General features: G+C 73.3%; 11 protein-coding genes. 4 read left to right on the forward strand and 7 right to left on the reverse strand.

Annotation, left to right across the window (positions count from 1 at the left end):
• The 4 genes from DLJ59_RS29485 to DLJ59_RS29500 all read right to left on the reverse strand — a co-directional run.
• Positions 1 to 613, reverse strand: a 613-nt coding sequence (locus tag DLJ59_RS29485; RefSeq protein WP_148096979.1) for a GNAT family N-acetyltransferase, incomplete at its 3' end; no start/stop codon positions are given.
• A complete protein-coding gene (locus tag DLJ59_RS29490; RefSeq protein ID WP_124776750.1) occupies positions 610 to 1,887 on the reverse strand; it encodes a lysine N(6)-hydroxylase/L-ornithine N(5)-oxygenase family protein in 1,278 nt (425 codons plus the stop codon). The genes DLJ59_RS29485 and DLJ59_RS29490, both read right to left, overlap by 4 nt.
• 35 nt (positions 1,888 to 1,922) lie before the next feature.
• A complete protein-coding gene (locus DLJ59_RS29495; protein WP_124776665.1) occupies positions 1,923 to 3,461 on the reverse strand; it encodes a pyridoxal phosphate-dependent decarboxylase family protein in 1,539 nt (512 codons plus the stop codon).
• Positions 3,462 to 3,541: 80 nt separating this feature from the next.
• On the reverse strand, positions 3,542 to 4,573 hold the full coding sequence (locus DLJ59_RS29500) for an ABC transporter substrate-binding protein (protein WP_124776667.1): 1,032 nt from the start codon (positions 4,571 to 4,573) through the stop codon (positions 3,542 to 3,544).
• 73 nt (positions 4,574 to 4,646) lie between these two features.
• On the opposite strand from DLJ59_RS29500, the gene DLJ59_RS29505 reads away from it, so the two are divergent.
• The 4 genes from DLJ59_RS29505 to DLJ59_RS29520 are packed head-to-tail and all read left to right on the forward strand — an operon-like array spanning position 4,647 to position 9,734.
• Positions 4,647 to 5,759 carry a FecCD family ABC transporter permease gene (locus tag DLJ59_RS29505; protein ID WP_425271471.1) on the forward strand — a complete coding sequence of 371 codons (1,113 nt, stop codon included), beginning with the start codon at positions 4,647 to 4,649 and terminating at the stop codon, positions 5,757 to 5,759.
• Positions 5,756 to 6,784 (forward strand): FecCD family ABC transporter permease, encoded by a 1,029-nt coding sequence (locus DLJ59_RS29510; RefSeq protein WP_124776669.1) that lies wholly within the window; start codon positions 5,756 to 5,758, stop codon positions 6,782 to 6,784. The genes DLJ59_RS29505 and DLJ59_RS29510 overlap by 4 nt, the downstream gene beginning before the upstream one ends.
• A gap of 29 nt (positions 6,785 to 6,813) precedes the next feature.
• Entirely contained in the window at positions 6,814 to 7,638 is an 825-nt protein-coding gene (locus DLJ59_RS29515) for an ABC transporter ATP-binding protein (RefSeq protein WP_124776671.1), read from the forward strand.
• Positions 7,635 to 9,734 (forward strand): penicillin acylase family protein, encoded by a 2,100-nt coding sequence (locus DLJ59_RS29520; protein WP_124776673.1) that lies wholly within the window; start codon positions 7,635 to 7,637, stop codon positions 9,732 to 9,734. The genes DLJ59_RS29515 and DLJ59_RS29520 overlap by 4 nt, the downstream gene beginning before the upstream one ends.
• A gap of 60 nt (positions 9,735 to 9,794) precedes the next feature.
• Here the strand turns inward: DLJ59_RS29520 and DLJ59_RS29525 are convergent, their stop codons facing one another.
• From DLJ59_RS29525 to DLJ59_RS29535, 3 genes are all read right to left on the reverse strand, one after another.
• A complete protein-coding gene (locus DLJ59_RS29525; protein WP_124776675.1) occupies positions 9,795 to 13,508 on the reverse strand; it encodes a S8 family serine peptidase in 3,714 nt (1,237 codons plus the stop codon).
• A 121-nt stretch (positions 13,509 to 13,629) separates the two neighbouring features.
• A complete protein-coding gene (locus DLJ59_RS29530) occupies positions 13,630 to 14,244 on the reverse strand; it encodes a bifunctional 4-hydroxy-2-oxoglutarate aldolase/2-dehydro-3-deoxy-phosphogluconate aldolase (RefSeq protein WP_124776677.1) in 615 nt (204 codons plus the stop codon).
• A gap of 67 nt (positions 14,245 to 14,311) precedes the next feature.
• Positions 14,312 to 15,337, reverse strand: a complete 1,026-nt coding sequence (locus tag DLJ59_RS29535; protein ID WP_124776679.1) for a sugar kinase — start codon at positions 15,335 to 15,337, stop codon at positions 14,312 to 14,314.
• Between the last annotated feature and the right edge of the window lie 70 nt (positions 15,338 to 15,407).

The raw sequence follows: 15,407 nt of genomic DNA on the forward strand, positions 1-15,407 counted from the left end.
GGGTGGGGGCGGCACGGTCGGCGGCGGCCCGGGCGGCGGCGGCACGGGCGGCGGCCCGGTCGGCGGTGGCGTGGAACTGGGCTCGGGTGCAGACGCTGAGCAGAGCGTCCTTCTCGGGCTTGGCGATCGGGCCGACGACGGTGAAGCCGACGGCGGCGTTCAGCGCGTGCACCGCGGTGTTGCGCACGTCCGGCTCGACCACCACCCGCAGGGTCGTCGGGTCGGCGAAGAGCCACGCCATGACGGTGCCGAGCACCGCCCGGGTGAAGCCGTGCACGGGTGTGTCGACCGGCGCGCAGAGGAAGTGCATGCCCACGTCACCGGGCTGGTGGTCGTAAAGACCGACCAGCTCGACGTGGGCCGGGTCGTAGCGTTCCGCGAGGAAGGCCGGGCTCCCCCGCCAGGACCCGAGGTACGCGTCGTGGTGCGGATGCCCGGCGATCCGCCGGTACTCCTCGCTCACCTGGGCCTGATCGGCGTCCTGCATGAGCCAGAACGTCGCCTTCGGGTGCGTCACCCAGCTGTGCAGCAGCGCCGCGTCGGCGTCCGGGTCGAGCGGCCGCAGCGCGAACTCACCGAGCCGCTCGTCGACACGGGTGAAGACGGTGGTCACGACGACACCCCGAACTCCTGGAAGGTGATGCTCTTCTCGATCGGGTAGTGCTCCCGGCCGAGCAGCTCGGAGATGATCCAGGAGTTGCGGTAGGCGCCCATACCCAGGTCCGGCGAGGTGATGCTGTGCGTGTGGGTGCCCGCGTTCTGCAGGAAGATGCCCCGCCCGCTGTGGTCGATGCTGTAGTTGCGGGCCACGTCGAAGCGGCCGTGCGCGTCCCAGCGGATCCGGTCCCGCACGGGCGTGAGGAACTCCGGCACCCGGTAGTGGTAGCCGGTGGCCAGGACGAGACCCTCGGTACGCACTGTGAAGTCGCGCTCCTGCTCCACCTGACGCAACCCCAGCGTGTACTCCCCGTCCTGGTGGTCGGCGCTGACCAGTTCGGTGTTGGTGAGCAGGCGGGTGTTCACCGGTCCGTCGACGCTCTGCGCGTAGAGCAGATCGAAGATGTCGTTGATCAGGTCGGCGTTGATCCCCTTGAACAGGCCCTTCTGCGCGGACTCCAGCCGGTAGCGGGTCGCCTCGGGCAGCGCGTGGAAGTAGTCCACGTAGTCCGGCGAGGTCATCTCCAGCGTCAGCTTGGTGTATTCGAGCGGGAAGAACCGCGGCGACCGGGTCACCCAGTTGAGCTGGTAGCCGTACCGGTCGATGTCGCCGAGCAGATCGTGGTAGATCTCGGCGGCGCTCTGCCCGCTGCCCACCACGGTGATGCTGCGCTTGGTGCGCAGCGCCGCGCGGTGCTCCAGGTAGTGGGAGTTGTGCACGGCGTCGCCGGGCAGTTCGGCGACGGCCGGGGGCAGGTGCGGTGGGGTGCCGGTGCCGAGCACCAGGTGCCGGGCCCGGTACTCGACCGACTCCCCCGTGCCGGTGCCGGCCCGCACCACGTACCGCTCATCGGTGGGGTCGTACTCGACAGTGGTCACGGTCTGGCCGAAGCGCAGGTTCGGCAGTTTCGCCGCCGCCCACCGGCAGTACGCGTCGTACTCGCTGCGCAACGGGTAGAAGCTCTCCCGGATGTAGAACGGGTAGAGCCGACCGATCTCCTTGAGGTAGTTGAGGAAGGAGTACGGCGACGTCGGGTCGGCGAGGCTGACCAGGTCGGCGATGAACGGGGTCTGCAAGCGGGCCGACTCCAGCAGCATTCCGGGGTGCCAGGCGAGGCTCGGCCGGGCCTCCAGGAACACTCCGTCCAGCTCGTCGATCGGCGCGGTGAGGCAGGCCAGGCCCAGGTTGTACGGGCCCAACCCGATGGCGATGAAGTCGTGGGTGGACATCGGGGTCTCCAGGCGCGGGTGCGTGGTCACCGGCGTCAGCCGACGGGGCAGGTCAGGTCGGCGGCGACGTGGTCGTGCACGTACCGCCCGGCGTGGGTGGCGATCAGGTCGAGCACGTACCCGACGTCGTCGACGGTGGTGGCCGGGTTGAGCAGTGTGAACTTCAGGAAGTGCCGGCCGTCCACCCGGGTTCCGGCGACCACCGCGAGACCGGACGCCGCGAGCGCCTCCCGGGCGTGCAGGTTGGCGGCGTCGGCCAGCTCCCGGCCGGGGCCGGTGGGCAGGTAGCGGAACACCACGGTGCTCAACTCGGAGCGCGTCACCACCTCGAAGCGCGGGTCCTCGCTGACCAGTTGCCAGGCGTCGGCGGCCCGGTCGACAACCTCGTCGAAGAGCGCGCCGAGCGCGTCCGGGCCCATCACCCGCAGGGTGAGCCAGAGCTTCAGCGCGTCGAAGCGGCGGGTGGTCTGCAAGCTCTTGTCGACCTGGTTGGGGATGCGTTGCTCGACCATCCGCGCCGGGTTGAGGTAGTCGGCGTGGTAGGTGACGTGTCGCAGTGTCAGCCGGTCGCGGACCAGCAGGGCGCTGGAGCTGACCGGCTGGAAGAACGACTTGTGGAAGTCGATCGTCACCGAGTCGGCCCGCTCGATGCCGTCGAGCAGATGTCGGCGCGTCGGCGAGACGAGCAGACCGCAGCCGTACGCGGCGTCCACGTGCAGCCAGACGCCGGCCTCCGCGCAGATCCCGGCCAGCTCGGTGAGCGGGTCGATCGAGCCGAAGTCGGTGGTGCCGGCGGTGCCGACGACGGCCATCACCACCAGCCCCGCCTGCCGGCACCGTGCGATCTCCGCGCGGACGGCGGCTGGCCGGATCCGTCGCCGGGCGTCGGTGGGTACCGCGATCACCGCGTCCGGGGCGAGGCCGAGCAGCTTGGCCGACTTCTGCACGCTGAAGTGACCGGCGGCCGAGGTGAGCACGCGCAGCCGGGGCAGCAGCTCGGCGCGGGCCGCCGGATCGATGGCGGCGGCACACGCCTCCTCCCGGGCCAGCAGCAGCGCCTGGAGGTTGGACTGGCTGCCGCCGCTGGTGAAGACGCCGTCGGCGCGAGGGCCGAGGCCGATCCGCTCGGCGGTCCAGTCGATCAGCCGGCGCTCGATGAGGGTGGCACCGGCGCTCTGGTCCCAGGTGTCCAGTGAGGAGTTCACGGCGGTGAGCACCGCCTCACCGAGCAGCGCCGGGATGGCCACCGGGCAGTTGAGGTGGGCGAGGTAGCGGGGGTGGTGGAACCAGACGGCGTCGCGCAGGTAGACGTTCTCCAGCTCGTCCAGTGCGGCGCCGGCGTCGCCCAGCGGACGGTCCAGGTCCACCCGGTCGACCAGGGGGGCCAGCTCGGCCGGCGTGATTCCGGTGCCGGGACGGTCCACGGCGGCCACCCGGCGGGCGACCCGGTCGACGCCGTCGGCGATGGTCCGGCGGTACTGCTCGACCGAGCCGCCATGCAGCAGTTGGGTCCGCGCGGCGGTTGACGCCGGCGGCGCCGTGGTGGTCTCGACGGGGTACGTCGGCACGGTCACGGAATGTCCTTCCACGTTCTCGACGAGGGCAGCCGGAACCGACCCCAGGCGCGGCGGTGCGCCTCGGGGAGCGGTGTCGGTCAGCTGACCTTCTTCGCGTTCCGGATGGCGGTGGCGAGGTTCTCCAGCAGCGGTGCGGAGCCCGCGTACGAGAAGCGGGGCACGGCGTCCCACGGGGTCACCTGGTTGGCCTTGACCGCCGGCAGTTGCTGCCAGGTCGGCTTGGCGGTGAGGTCCTTGGCCTGTAGCGCGGTGGCACGGTTGTCCAACAGGATCAGGTCGGCCGGGAACTTGCCGGCGCTCTCCCAGCTCAGCGCCTCGAAGTAGTCGCCGGCTTCGAGCTTGGTGGGGACCACGATGTCGACGCCCAACTCGGCGAAGTACATCAGGTCGGTGCTGACCTTCGGGTTGGAGACGTAGAAGAGGTCGGGGCTGCCGGAGCAGGCCATCACCTTGATCCCGGGGTTGGCCTTGACCGCCTGCCGGACCGCCTCGGCGGCGGCGTCGAAGCGGGCCTTCCCGTCGGTGACCTTCTTGGCGGACAGGTCCGCGCCGAGCGACTCGGCCAGTGCCGCGTACCGCTCGATGGGCTTGGTCATCGGCACCCGGGCGGTGGTGATCGCCACACTCGGGGCCAGCGGGAGGATCTTGGCCTTGCTCTCGTCCGGCACGTACCAGAGCGCGTCCGGGTCGTACATGTGGGTGACCAGCAGTTCGGGGCGCAGGGCGGCGTACTTCTCCAGGCTGAACTCGCCCCACACGTTGCCGAGGATCTCGACGCCCTCGATGTTCAGGTCGCCGGCCTGCGGATCGGCCGTGCCATCCGCGCGCTTGGTTTCACCGAACACGCCCACGAGCTGCTTGTCGAGACCGAAATCGATCAGGGCTGCCGCCACGCCGGTGAAGGCCACCACCCGGGTCGGACGGGCCGCGGACTCGACCTTGGTGCCGCGGTCATCGGTGAACGACCAGGGGCCGCCTCCGTTACTGGCGGCGGGCTTCGGGGTGTCGCCGTTGCCGCAGGCAGCGAGCAGGGTGGCCAGCGTGGCGGCACCGCCGGCGGCCAGCAGGCCACGGCGGGAGAGACGGCGGGCGGACAGGGCATCGGGCATGGTGTCGTCTTTCGATCAAGGGTTGGCCGGTGTCGACCGGGGCAGCGGGGTTAGGTTAGCCTAACCTCGGTCATTGTCAACAGCGGTTCGCCGTTTCGCCACCACCCCGGAGCCCACACTGGACGCCACACCCACCGTCACCAGACCGGCACCGTCCGTGCCGGGCAGGGACACGGTCGCACCCCCACGCCGGCGTGGCCGCCGGGCGGCCCGCGCCGCCGGCCTCGTCGCCGCCGTGGCACTGCTCGCGGTGATCGTGGTGCTCAGCATCGCGGTCGGCGCGAAGGCCATGCCGCTCGTCGACGTCTGGTCCGGGTTGCTGCACCGCGACGCCACCGAGTACGCCGTGGTGCACCGGATGCGACTGCCCCGCACCCTGCTCGGGCTGCTCGCCGGCGCCGCCCTCGGGGTCGCGGGCGCGGTCATGCAGGCCCTCACCCGCAACCCGCTCGCCGACCCCGGGCTCCTCGGCATCAACGCCGGCGCCTCCGCTGCCGTCGCCACCGCCGCCGCGTTCCTGGGCGTCACCGCCGTCGGCGGGTACGTCTGGTTCGCGCTGCTCGGCGCGGCGGCGGTGACCGCGCTGGTCTACGCCGTCGGCGGCGGACGGGGCGCCACCCCGGCCCGACTCGCGCTGGCCGGGGCGGCGCTCAACGCCACCCTCTACTCCTACGTGAGCGCGGTGATGCTGCTGGACACCGCCTCGCTGGAACGGCTGCGGTTCTGGACGGTCGGCTCACTGGCCAGCGCGGACCGCGCGACCGTCACCCGGGTGCTGCCGTTCATCCTCCTCGGCCTGCTGGTCGCGCTCGGCGCCGCCCGTCCGCTGAACGCGCTCGCGCTCGGCGATGACGCGGCGCGAGCCCTCGGCGCTCGACCCGCGCTGATCCGCGCCTCCGTGATCGTCGCGGTCACCCTGCTCTGCGGCGCGGCGACCGCCGCGTGCGGCCCGATCGTCTTCGTCGGTCTGCTGGTCCCGCACCTGGTCCGGGCCCTGACCGGCCCGGACCTGCGGTGGCTGCTGCCGTACTGCGCGGTGCTCGCGCCCGCGTTGCTGCTCGGCGCCGACGTGCTCGGCCGGGTGCTGGGTCGGCCCGGGGAACTCCAGGTCGGCATGGTGACCGCCGTGCTGGGCGGCCCGCTCTTCCTGTGGCTGGTCACCCGCCGACGGGTGGCCCAACCGTGACCGTCATCCGAACCTCTTTCGGTCTGTCGTTACGGTTCCGGCCCCGCGCGTTGGGCGTCGGCGCCGCTGCGGCGTTGCTCGCGGCCGGGTTCGGCCTGGTGGCCCTGGGCAGTGGCGACTACCCGATGGGGCCGGCCGACGTGCTGCGCACGCTGACCGGCGGCGGCACCCTGGCGGAGCAGTTCATCGTGTACGACCTGCGCCTGCCCCGGCTGGTCACCGCCCTGTTGGTCGGTGCGGCGCTGGCTCTCGCCGGCACGGTGTTCCAGTCGCTGGTCCGCAATCCGCTGGGCAGCCCGGACATCCTGGGCTTCACCCAGGGCGCGTCAACCGGCGCGCTGGTGGTCGTGGTCCTGGGCGGCAGCAGCCTGGCGTTGGCCGGCGCGGCGGTCGCCGGTGGGCTCGGCACCGGCCTGCTGATCTACGCGCTCGCCTGGCGGCGCGGAGTGCACGGCTACCGGCTCATCCTGGTCGGCATCGGGGTGGCCGCGATCCTGACCGGCGTCAACGGCTACCTGCTCACCCGGGCGCCCCTGATGGACGCCGCCCGCGCGGTCCTCTGGCTCACCGGCAGCCTCGACGGGCGGGGATGGGCCAACGCCGGGCCGCTGCTCGCCGTCCTGGTCGTGTTGGCGCCGCTGGTGCTCGTCGGCTGCGCCCCGGCGCTGCGGATGATGGAGTTGGGCGACGACGCGGCCAGCGCCCTGGGCGTGCCGGTACGCCGGCTGCGCCTGGCGCTGCTCGCCGCCGCCGTGCTGCTGGTCTCGTTCGCGGCGGCCGCCGCCGGGCCGGTGTCCTTCGTGGCGCTGGTCGCCCCGCACGTGGCGAAACGGTTGACCCGGGCACCGGGCCCGAACCTGCTGCCGTCGATGGCCGTCGGCGCGGCGCTGCTGGTCGGCGCCGACCTGCTGGCCCAACGCGCGTTCGCCGGGCACCAACTCCCGGTCGGCGTGGTGACCGGCGTGATCGGCGGCGGTTACCTGGTCTGGCTGCTGGCGATGGAACGTCGGGCGGGCCGGCTGTGAAAAATCGTGACGCCCTCGAAGGAGCACCCATGCGACCCGGCGATTCCCGGCTCGGCGGCACCGCGCTGACCCTCGCCTACGACCAGCGCACCATCGCCGAGAACCTGACCGTGGCGGTGCCCGACCGATCCTTCACGGTGATCATCGGCCCGAACGCGTGCGGCAAGTCGACACTGCTGCGCGCACTGTCGCGGATGCTGCGCCCCAGCGCCGGTGCGGTGCTGCTGGATGGCCGGGACATTCACGACCTGCCAGCCCGCAAGGTGGCCCGTACGCTCGGTCTGCTGCCGCAGTCCTCGATCGCACCGGACGGGATCAGCGTCGCCGAACTGGTCGCCCGGGGCCGCTACCCCCACCAGGGGCTGCTGCGGCAGTGGTCACGCGAGGACGAACGGGTGGTCGAGGAGTCGATGGCCGCGACCGGGGTCGACGACCTCGCCGACCGGGCGGTGGACGAACTGTCCGGCGGGCAGCGGCAGCGGGTCTGGATCGCGATGGCGCTGGCCCAGCAGACGCCGCTGCTGCTGCTCGACGAGCCGACCACGTACCTCGACATCGCCCACCAGATCGAGATCCTGGACCTCTGCGCCCGACTGCACGAGGAGCAGGGCCGCACCCTGGTCGCGGTGCTGCACGACCTGAACCACGCGGCCCGCTACGCCACCCATCTGATCGCCATGCGCGACGGACGCGTGGTGGCCGCCGGGGAGCCGGCGTCGGTGGTCACCGCCGACCTGGTGGCGGAGGTTTTCGGGCTGCCCTGCCGGGTCATCGACGATCCGGAGACGGGCACCCCTCTGGTCGTCCCGGCGGCCCGCCGTCACGCCACCACCCTCGCCCCGGAGCCCGCGTGAGCGAGCCAACCAGCGAGCCAACCAGCGAGCCAACCAGCGAGCCAACCAGCACCGCCCGGCGTTTCCGCGACCCGTGGGGGGTGCCGCACCTGCGCGCCGACGACCCGCTCGCGTTGGCGGCGGCACAGGGCCGGGTGACCGCGTACGACCGGGCCTGGCAGATCGAGGTGGAACGGCACCGGGCCCGGGGCACCAGCGCGGCGTTCCTCGGCCCCGACGCGCTCGCTTGGGACCGGTTCGTGCGGCAGGTCCGGCTCGACGACACCGCCCGCCGCTGCCACGCGGCACTGGACCCGGCGACCGCCGGGTGGGTGGGCGCCTACGTGGACGGCGTCAACGCCGGTCTCGCCGCCGGGGCGGCCCGCTCACCGGAGTTCGCCGGCGTCGGGCTGCGCCCGGGGCGGTGGGAGCCGTGGACGCCGCTCGCGGTCTGGCTGGGCCACCACATCCTGTTCGCCGGGTTCCCCGGCAAGCTGTGGCGCGAGCACGTGGCGCGGCGGCTCGGGCCGGACGCGGTCGACCTGTTCGCCACCGACGGGCTTGCTGTGGCCGGCAGCAACGGGTGGCTGCTCGCCGCCGAGCGCACCGGCACCGGGGGCGCGCTGCTCGCCGGGGACCCGCACCGCTTCCTTGAGGATCCCGGTGTCTACCAGCAGATCCGGCTGGCCTGCCCGGAGTACGACGTGGTCGGGCTGGCGGTGCCGGGCGTGCCGGGCATCGCGCACTTCGGGCACACCGGCGAGGTTGCCTGGGCGATCACCAACGCGATGGCCGACTACCAGGACGTGTACGCGGAGCGGCTACGCCGCGACGGCCCCCGGGTGCAGGCGCTCGGCCCGGACGGCTGGCGTCCGGCGCACCGGCACGTCGAGACGATCGAGGTGGCCGGGGCCGACCCGGTCGAGGTCGAGGTGGTGGAGACCGTCCGTGGTCCGGTGATCGCCGGTGGGCCGGACGACGAGACGGCGCTCAGCCTGCGCTACCCGCCCCGGGTCCGGGGTGACCTCGGTTTCGCGACGCTGCCGGAGCTGCTGTGCGCCCGTACCGTGGCCGATGTGGACCACGCGTTGCGGCACTGGGTGGAGCCGGTCAACGTGGTGCAGGCGGCGGACACCACCGGAGGGCTGCTGCACCGGGTCGCCGGGGCGGTGCCGGTGCGGCACCCGGAGAACGGCCGGCGGGTGGTACCCGGCTGGGACTCCGCGCACGCCTGGCAGGGCTGGCACGCGCCGATGCCCCGCGCCGAGGTGACCGGTCGGGCGGTGATGGCCAACGAGCGCGGGCTCGCGGCACCGTTCGGGGTGGAGTTCGCGCCACCGCACCGGGCGCAGCGCATCGGCGAACTGCTCGACGCCCGTTCGGCGTGGACGGCCGACGAGATGGCCACCGTGCACACCGACACGTACCTGGGGGCGGCCGCGCCGCTGCTGGCGGTCCTCGCCGAGTCGACCGGGCTCGGCCCGGCCGCCGCCGCGCTGCGCGAACGGCTGCTGCGCTGGGATCGCCGGATGACCGCCGACAGCACTGACGCGGCCGCCTACGCCATCCTGCGGGCGGCTGTCGTACGCCGGATCGCCGCCCACCCGGCGCTGGCCGCGGTCGCCGAGCCGCCCGCGTACCCCGAGGTGTTCGCGCCCTGGCTGGCGCTGACGCCGCGCGTCGGTTACGCGCTGGAGCACCTGCTCGGCACGACCCCTCCGCCCGGTGTGGACATCGCCGCGCTGGTACGCGCGGCGGCCGAGGAGGTCGGCGAGGCGGCGGCCGGGCAGGTGCCCTGGGGTGACCTGCACCGGTTGGCGCCGTGGCGGGCCCTGCCCGGCCCGGACGCCGGGCCCGGCCCCCGACTCGACGGTGACCACGACTGCGTGTTGGCCACCTCCAGCGTGCCCGGGGTCACCCACTGGTGCTTCCGGGGACCGGCGGCGCGCTTCGTCTGGGACCTGGCCCGCCGCACGGACAGCCGGTGGGTGGTCCCGCTGGGCGCCTGCGGGGTGCCCGGCGACCCGCACCACGACGACCAGAGCGCCGCCTGGCTGGCCGGGGAACTACTGCCGGTGAGCACGGACTGGGAGCAGCTCACCGAGGAGCGGGACTGACGGCACCGGCCGCCGCCGGGGTACGCGAGGCACCCCGAGCGACGGCCGGTCACCACGGCGTCAGCGAAGGCCGAACGCCCGGGTGATGCGCTGGCTCACGGTGTTGCCGGCGGCGTCCCGCGCGGTGGTGCGCAGGCTGACGAAGCTGGCCTTCGCCGGTGCGGCCAGCGTGGTACGCCAGCCGTCGCCGTGCCGGGTCAGCCGCTGCTTCTGCCAGGTCGCCCCGTCGTCGTAGGACACCTCGACGGTCACCGCGCCGATCGTGCCCGTGACGTCGGGCAGGTGGGAGGCGACCACGGTCAGCGGTGCGCCGCGTGACGCCCGACCGGCGGAGTCGATGGCCACCTGGTAGTCCAGCTGGATCATCGGCAGCACCTCGGCCGACTCCTCCCCCGTGACCGCCGAGGTGAAGCCCCACTCGGTGCGGGTCTGCCGCGAGTACGGGTTGGTCCAGGCGGCCCGGTCGTTCTCCACCACCAGCCGGTACGGCAGTCGCTGAGCCGCCAGCCCGGCGACCTGGAGGTACTCGGCGTTACCCCAGTTCAGTTCCTTGTCACCCTGGTAGAGGGTGGTCCGGTTGACCATGTCGTAGTTGGCGTACGCCTCACCGATGTGGCCGCCTCCGTCGCCCCACCCGGGCGCGGGCAGGTAGACAGTGTCCAGGTACCGGATCGGCACGTAGCTCCCGCCCATCCGGGGGCGCTGGATCGGCCCGAACCAGGTGACGGCGTTCGGCTTGCCCGCCGGGTACGTCGTCACCGCCTGGAGGTGCTGGCCGGTCTCGCCGGCGATGAACGCGTCGTCGACCCACCGCTGGTCGGCGCTCACCCAGTCGGTCCGCCGGCCCTGCGCCGGGGCCGGCTCCTGGTTGCTCGACGCCCAGCCGCGCCAGACGTCGGTGCGGAACTCCAACGCCTTGCCCTGCCGGTAGTTGCGGAACTCCACGTCGACCCGGGCCAACTGCCGCTTCGTCGGACGGTAGGTGGGGTCGGCCGGCACCGTGCCGGTCCAGTGGTGCGCCACGTCGTACAGGTAGGTGGTCTCTGGGTGCGACTCGACGGTGAGCCGCACCGCACCGCCCTCCAGCGCCGCGATGAGCTGCCCACCCTCGTCGGCGCCGAGCGTGGCCACGGTCACCGGGGCCGGGCTCTCCGGGCTCCACGCGAACTCGTCCCAGGGCTGGAGCCGACCGACGCCGTCGTTGACCACGAGCAGCAGCTTCGCCCCGGCCGCCGCGGCGGCCTGCGCCTGGGTGGCGATGTCGACGCTGTCACTGCGGCGCACCATCACGGCCCGGTCCCGGACCGGCCGCTTGGCCAGCCCCGCCGCCGACGCGTCGGCGACGTAGACCGCGTCGAGCTGACGACGACCGGCCGGCAGCGCCGGGGTCGCCCGCTTCACCAACAGATCGTCGTACGAGCGACCGCCCGCCGAGACGGTCAGGGCCGGCTGCTCCAGCCGCCACCGGGCACCGAACTCGAACTCGCCGTCGGTCACCGGGCGGGTCGTCGGCAACGCCCACATGCTGTCGTACGAGTCGTCGGGCAGCACCTGACTCTCGGTGAGACCGTTCTTCGTGGACCGGTGGATGTCCATCCGCAGCGCGCTGGCGGTGGCCTCCTGCGGCACCCGGGCCTGCACCTGTCGGGCGGCGCGCGCGTCCAGGGTGACGGTGCGGTCGCGATCCAGGTTCACGTCGGTGAAGCTGAGCATCGCCATGCCCTTGGAGTGCGGGCCGTGCACACCGCGCACGTCCGCGGAGATCCAGCCGTTCCAGCTCGCCACCGGCAGCCGCAGCGTGGCGGTGCCACTCTCGGGCAGGTCCACGGCGGTGAACAGGGTGTCGGCGGTGAGGATGACCTTGCCGACGAGCGGCTTGCCGTCCCGGTCCTTGGCGACCAGCGTCAGGTTCTGCCGCTGGCCCTCCTTACCGGCCCCGATCAGGGTGCGGCCACGCACCGCACCGGCGTCGTCGGTGGCGACGATCATGCCGCTGACCTGCTTCTCCACCGGCAGCTTGTCGTACGCGGCGGTCACCGTCACGGTGGCGGTGCCGCCGGCCGGCACTGTCACCCGGTCGGTGGAGAGCGCGAACAGGCCGGCCGGCGCGGTGACCGCGTCGAGAGCCAGCTTCAGGGCGACCGGTGCGCCGCCGACGTTGGTGTAGGTGACCGTACGGTCGACGGTCATGCCCGGCTGCTGCGGCCACGCCTGGAAGCCGGAGTAGGCGCTCGGGGTGGCGAAGACGGTGGCGTGCGCGGCGGCGACCGCGTCGACCCGGCCGGCACCCGCCTGGTACGGGGTGTACTCGGGGGTGGCCTTGACCGTGCTGACCAGTGCTTCCTTGATGCGCTGACCGGTCCAGTCCGGATGCGCGGCGGCGACCAGCGCGGCCGTGCCGGCCACGTGTGGGGTGGCCATCGACGTGCCGCTCATCAGCGTGTAGTCCCCGGAGCCGCCGCGCACGAAGTGCGAGCGGGCCGCCAGGATGTCCACGCCGGGGGCGGTGATCTCGGGCTTGAGCCCGCCGTCGCCGGCGCGTGGGCCCTGGCTGGAGAAGTCGGCGAGGTGGTCGGTGGCGTCGACCGCGCCAACGGTGAGCGCGGAGTTGGCGGCACCCGGGCTGCCGATGGTGGCCGGGCCGCTGTTGCCGGCGGCGATCACGAAGAGGGCGCCGGTCTCGGCGCTGAGTCGCTCGACCGCCTGGCTCATCGGGTCGCTGCCGTCGGTGGCCTCGCCGCCCAGGCTCATGCTGACCACCCGGGCCTTCTGCTCCCGGGCCGCCCACTCCATGCCGGCGATGATCCAGGAGTCCTGGCCGCTGCCCTCGCTGTTGAGCACCTTGCCGATGTGCAGTCGGGCACCGGGGGCGACGCCCCGCTCGGCACCACCGGACGCGGCGCCGGTGCCGGCGATCGTCGAGGCGACGTGCGTGCCGTGGCCCTTGTAGTCGAGGATGTCAGGCTCCTCGGGCACGAAGCTGCTGGACTCGGCGATCTGGCCGACCAGGTCCGGGTGTTCGGCGTCCGCCCCGGAGTCGAGGACCGCGACGTCGACCCCGGCGGCGGTGTTGCCCTCGGCCCACAGCTTCGGCGCGCCGATCTGCGCTGTGGACTCGGCCAGGTCGGCGTGCACCCGGCCGTCCAACCAGACCTTCGCGATGCCGTTGGCCAGGGTTGGCGCGTCGCCGGTACGTCGGGTCGAGCCGGCGGTGAGCGCGGTCCAGAACCGGTCGGCGGTGGCGCGCTGGCGGGTCAGCGCCGCGCCCTGCACGCTGTCCAACGGTCGGACCAGTTCGGCGCCGTCCAGGGCGGGCCGGGTGCGGTTGCGGGCCGCCGCGTCGGTCATCGTGACGATCAGCGGAAGCGCGTCGGTGTGCGCGTCGTCGTAGCCGTCGGCGATCAGGTCGGTGACGTTGAACAGTTGCCGGTCCAGCACGCCGCTGGTGACATAGGACAGCGCCGCGTCCGGGTAGACGTAGGTGTCGCCGTCGCGCACGGTGCGGTGGAAGCTCGGGGTGCTGCCGTCCGGCCGGCGTACGGTCGAGACCGTGCTGCCGTCCGCCGCGGTGGTGACCGTGACCGTGTCACCGGTGATCAGGGTGACGGTGGACGCGCGCCCGGCGGCGGCCGGGGGTTGGCCCGCCGGGCGGTCGGGTTCGTTCGGCGGGGCGGCGGCCGCTCCCGCGCCGGGTGGGGTGAACCCGGCCGCAAGGGTGAGGGCGGCGCCGAGGGCGATCAGCCCGGATCGGCGGCGCCGGTGAGACAGAGCCACGGTGACCTCTTTGTGTCGAGAAGTGGTACGCACCACAGCATCGACGTAACATCCGCCCCGACCACGCACCGCACCCCGACGCATTTCCGCCATGGCGCAAACCCGCCACCGCCGACTCAGGTCACGGGCGCGCGCCGAAAGACGTCAGCTCGGCGAGCCGGTCGAGTTGGGTGGGGTCGGAGAGGGCGGAACCGACGGCCACCACGCGTACACCAGCTTGCAGGAACGCCCCCGCGTTGCTGGCGTCGAGGCCACCGGTGGCGACGAAGCGCAACTGTGGCAGCGGACCGGCCACGGCCTTGAACCAGGCCGGCCCGAGGGAGATCGCGGGGAACGCCTTGAGCCAGGTGAGGCCGTGCCGCAGTGCCTGCTGGGCCTCGGTGGGGGTGGCCACGCCGGGCAGGTGCGGCAGGCCACGCGCGGCGGCGGCGTCGGCGACCGCGAGGTCCAGGCCGGGCGCGACGGTGAAGCGGGCGCCCGCGTCGGCCGCCGCGGCGACCTGTTCGATGTCGAGCACGGTGCCGGCACCGACGATCCGGTCGCGTTCGGCGCCCGCCTCGACGGCGGCCCGCAGCGCCGGCACCGCGTCGGCGGTGGCCACCGGAACCTCCACCACGTCGATGCCGAGGTCCCAGGCCCGTTCGGCGAGCCGAACGGTCTCGGCGACCGGCAGGCCGCGCAGGATCGCCATCACCCGGGCGCCGCCGAAGATGTGGTCGAAGTCCGGTGTGGTCATGGTGCACTCCATCCGAGGTCGCTGTGAAACTGTTGCTGCTGGCCGGGTCGCTACCCGGCGGCCCGACTCAGGTCGTCGCCCCAAGGTCGGTCAAATCGAGCGGCGACCACACGTCGGCGGGAGCGTCGATCAGCTTCTCGAACCAGGCCCACGGAGGAACCGGGGCGTTGTCGCCGATGCTGGTCAACGCCTGCGCCGCGACCAGGTGACCGAGGCGCAACCGCCGCACGGGGTCGACGCCGCGCAGCAGCCCGGCCAGGTAGCCGGCGGCGAAGGCGTCTCCGGCGCCGACCGGCTCCACCACCGTCACCCGGGGCGCGGGCACGAAGACCGGTTCGGCGTCACGGACCAGTGCGGTGGCGCCCACCGCGCCGTCCTTGACCACCACCGTCTCCGGAGCGGGCAGCAGCTCGCGGACGGCCGTCGGGTCGGTGACGCCCCAGAGAGTCTCCGCCTCGTCCTGCCCGACGAAGACGAGGTCGCAGCGGTTGGCGAGGTCGCGCAGCACCGGAGCGGCCTGCTCGGCGGGCCACAGCCGGGCCCGGTGGTTGACGTCGAAGCTGACCAGCGCCGCCGGCAGCGGTCGGTCGGTCACCGCGTGCTCGACCAGCGCCCGGCAGGAGGCGGAGAGCGCCGGGGTGATTCCGGACAGGTGCAGCACCCGGGCACCGGCCAGCGCCGGGTCGGCCAGCGTGGCGGGGTCCATCCGGCTGGCCGCCGACCCGGCCCGGTAGTAGTGCACGGCGGTCCCCTCCGGGCCCGGGTCCTTGACGTACAGGCCGGTGGGGGCGGCCGGGTCGACGCACACCTGGTCGACGCGGACGCCGGAGGCGGCGACGTGCCGGACGACGGCGCGGCCGAACGGGTCGTCGCCGACCCGGCTCACCCAGGTCGTCAGGTGCCCCAGGCGGGCCAGGTAACCGGCCACGTTGGACTCGGCGCCACCGACCGAGACGGCGACCTGCTCGGCGCGCTCCAACGGTTCACCCGGCGCGGGGCAGAGCACCACCATCGTCTCCCCCACCGCGGCCACCTCGACCGACGCGGAGCCGGCCGGGACACTCGCCTGGTCGGGTCGGGGGTTGGTCGGCATCGGGCACACGTCCTCGCGGCAGGGGTGCTGGGCGTCGCCGAGCCTAGGTGTCCCGCGCGGGACGGGCAAG

The sequence above is a fragment of the Micromonospora inaquosa genome, assembly GCF_003857055.1.
GTDB lineage: Bacteria > Actinomycetota > Actinomycetes > Mycobacteriales > Micromonosporaceae > Micromonospora > Micromonospora inaquosa.

Coding starts and splice junctions, on each gene's coding strand:
- DLJ59_RS29490 (WP_124776750.1), bottom strand. CDS start 1,887: ATGTCCACCCACGACTTCATCGCCATCGGGTTGGGCCCGTACAACCTG.
- DLJ59_RS29530 (WP_124776677.1), bottom strand. CDS start 14,244: ATGACCACACCGGACTTCGACCACATCTTCGGCGGCGCCCGGGTGATG.
- DLJ59_RS29535 (WP_124776679.1), bottom strand. CDS start 15,337: ATGCCGACCAACCCCCGACCCGACCAGGCGAGTGTCCCGGCCGGCTCC.
- DLJ59_RS29500 (WP_124776667.1), bottom strand. CDS start 4,573: ATGCCCGATGCCCTGTCCGCCCGCCGTCTCTCCCGCCGTGGCCTGCTG.
- DLJ59_RS29515 (WP_124776671.1), top strand. CDS start 6,814: ATGCGACCCGGCGATTCCCGGCTCGGCGGCACCGCGCTGACCCTCGCC.